This window comes from Kangiella sp. (assembly GCF_014762745.1).
GTDB lineage: Bacteria > Pseudomonadota > Gammaproteobacteria > Enterobacterales > Kangiellaceae > Kangiella.
On record NZ_JABURJ010000126.1, the window covers coordinates 1 to 3,094 of the forward strand.

At 44.7% G+C, this 3,094-nt stretch carries 4 protein-coding genes; 1 reads left to right on the forward strand and 3 read right to left on the reverse strand.

The features are described from left to right. Positions 1-43: 43 nt before the first annotated feature. A complete protein-coding gene (locus HUJ19_RS11255; protein ID WP_290624295.1) occupies positions 44-448 on the forward strand; it encodes a CBS domain-containing protein in 405 nt (134 codons plus the stop codon). Positions 449-458: 10 nt separating this feature from the next. On the opposite strand, the gene nqrM is transcribed toward HUJ19_RS11255, so the two are convergent. The 3 genes from nqrM to nqrF form a co-directional block, all read right to left on the reverse strand. Continuing rightward, complete coding sequence (nqrM, locus tag HUJ19_RS11260) at positions 459-623, reverse strand: (Na+)-NQR maturation NqrM (protein ID WP_367274010.1); 165 nt, start codon at positions 621-623, stop codon at positions 459-461. Between the two features lie 127 nt (positions 624-750). Next, entirely contained in the window at positions 751-1,803 is a 1,053-nt protein-coding gene (locus HUJ19_RS11265) for an FAD:protein FMN transferase (protein WP_290624297.1), read from the reverse strand. A gap of 44 nt (positions 1,804-1,847) precedes the next feature. Continuing rightward, positions 1,848-3,074 (reverse strand): NADH:ubiquinone reductase (Na(+)-transporting) subunit F, encoded by a 1,227-nt coding sequence (gene nqrF, locus HUJ19_RS11270; RefSeq protein ID WP_290624298.1) that lies wholly within the window; start codon positions 3,072-3,074, stop codon positions 1,848-1,850. Positions 3,075-3,094: the final 20 nt, after the last annotated feature.

Sequence of the window (3,094 nt, forward strand, 5' to 3'; positions counted from 1 at the left end):
AAATAGCTGTTCAGTTCTTACAATAAAATCAAGGAGTAGCTTTATGATAAAGTCCGTTCATGTCCGAGACTATATGACTTCGGCAATGATCACACTAAAACCACAAACAGATATAGTAGAAGCTGCTCAGACAATGCTGGAATACCGTCTAACTGGTGCACCAGTGTTGGATGACCATAATCGATTAGTGGGTTTTATTTCGGAAAAGGATTGTCTGCACACCGTTTTGAGTGCCATTTATCATGGCGATTTAGGTCACCGTGTAATGGATTTAATGACCAAAGAAGTTAAAACCGTGCATCCCGATGATAATATTGCTGATGTGGCGGAGAAATTTCTAAAGGATAACTGTCGTATGTATCCTGTAATGGAAAAGAGTCAGTTGGTAGGGATGATATCAAGACAAAGTATTTTAAAAGCCATCCAGTTTGTTGGCCGCAAAGACTAATTGAGTCCAATTAGTCTTCTAGAATTTCCACATTAAGGCGTCGCTCGTTGCGTAGACGGGCACGCTTTCTAGCGCAAGGTTTGTCGCAATCGCAAGCCTTTTCAATACCTAATGCATCCAGGCCACCACAGCTGCCGCTGATTCGCTTGTGCTGAACAAGATAACCTATCGCCATCACAATGATGACTGCAATAAATAAGAAAAAAGCGAGTAGAAAAGTACTAGTCACGATGGAATACCAATGATTACTAAAAACAATGCTATTTTAGCATAGGATGTTTATAAAATAAGCTATAAATTATCTATTCTGCAGTGGGTTGACTGGGATCAAGCACCAGTTCCTGAAACTGCTCGTTAGTGAAAGAGGTCAGCTTGCCGTCTTGCTTGGTTACCAGGAATATAGGTAGTTGATACTCTTTAGCAAACTCTTTACTTGCCTCAAAGCCCATAACGCTGAAAGCGGTAGCATAGGCATCTGCGTACATATTGCTGGGGTGGATCACTGATACAGAGGTTAGGTTATGAGTAATAGGGTAGCCGCTTGTGGGATCAATGGTGTGGGAAAAGCGCTGTCCATCAACTTCAAAGTAATTGCGATAGTCACCGGAAGTGGCAATGGAGGTCCCAGAGAGGGCAACGATAAGAAGTCCCTGCTGCTGGATTCCTGATGCAGGTTTTTCCACAGCTATGCGCCAAGGCAGACCGTGCACATTCACTCCCTGCCCTTTGGTCTCGCCACCAATTTCCACCAGATAGTTAGCAGCATTGTACTCTTCCATGATATGAGTCAGCTGATCGACTGCGTAGCCCTTGGCAATGGCTGAAAGGTTGATGGTTAGCTCTGGCACACTTTTGGATAGACATTGCTCGGCAAAATCGAACTTAAGTTTGTCAGTTCCAACAGCAAGTCTCAGACGCTCGACTTCCTGCCTGGAAGGGACCTTGTCGTCATATTCGGCCGCATCAAAGCCCCAGCGTTGAATAAGGGGACCTACGGTAATGTCGAAAGCACCGTTTGTCTGGTGATAAATGTCCCTTGCCGCCACCAATACGGTCCAGGTTGCATCAGAGAAGTGAAAGCACTGATCACTAGTCAGAGCGTTGAACTGATTGATTTCGCTATCAGGGATGTAGGTGGACATCAGCTGGTTGATAGTGTCCAGCTCTTTGTTAATGGATTCCTGTAATTGCTCCAGTGGGATGCCCTGCGACTCCAAGGTTATATTATAGGTTGTACCCATGGTGCTGCCGGTGAGTTTTGAATACTGAGGTTCAGACTGGCAGGCGGACAGGAGCAGGATAAAGCTTAATAAGCTGATTAAACGAGTCATAAAGGCATAAAAAAAGGCAGTCATAAGACTGCCTATTTTATAGAAGCTTCAGTTATAACCCAAGCGGATTAACCACCGAAGTCATCCAATAAGATGTTTTCGCGCTCAACACCCAAATCTTCAAGCATCTGGATACAGGCCGCATTCATCATTGGAGGTCCACACATATAGAACTCACAGTCTTCTGGAGCTGGGTGGTCTTTCAAGTAGTTCTCATAAAGAACGTTGTGAATGAAACCAGTGTAACCTTCCCAGTTATCTTCAGGCTGTGGATCAGATAGTGCAACATGCCATTCAAAGTTTGGATTTTCTTTGGCCAGCATATCGAAATCTTCGACATAGAACATTTCGCGTGAGCTACGGGCACCGTACCAGAAACTAATCTTACGGTCGGTTTTAATGCGACGTAACTGATCGAAGATGTGCGAACGCATTGGCGCCATACCAGCACCACCACCAATAAATACCATCTCTGCATCGGTATCTTTGGCGAAGAACTCACCATAAGGACCAGAAATCGTCACCTTATCGCCTGGCTTCAAGCTCCAGATATAAGAAGACATCTTGCCTGGTGGCAATGACATATCGCGTGGCGGAGGCGTGGCGATACGCACGTTCAACATGATAATGCCTTCTTCTTCCGGGTAGTTGGCCATCGAGTAAGCGCGGATAGTTTCTTCTTTAACTTCTGACTCAAGGTCAAATAGCTTAAAACGTTCCCAGTCTTCTCGGAATTTCGCAGGAACGTCGAAGTCGCTGAACTTAACCTTATGCGGCGGAGCTTCAATCTGAATATAACCACCAGCACGGAAAGGTACGCTTTCACCATTAGGAATTTTAAGTACTAACTCCTTAATGAAAGTTGCTTTATTATCGTTAGAGATAACTTCGCAGTCCCATTTTTTAGTACCAAAAACTTCTTCAGGCACTTCAATTTTCATGTCCTGCTTAACAGCAACCTGACATGACAAACGGTAGCCTTCTTTTGCTTCACGGCGTGTAATGTGACTTTCCTCAGTTGGCAGGATTGAACCACCGCCTTCAAGAACTTTACACACACACTGGCCGCAAGTACCACCGCCACCACAGGCTGACGATAGGAAAATGCCGCTGTCAGACAAAGCATTCAATAATTTGCTACCAGCCGGAACCGTTACAGCTTTATCAGCTTCGCCGTTGATATCAATATGAACATCACCTGTGCTTACGAGCTGCTTACGGGCGAATAGAATCACCAGTACAAGTGCAAAAATCACTACTGTAAACAGGGCAACGCCTAATACTATTTCACTCATTAGTTAACCTCTCTACTCGT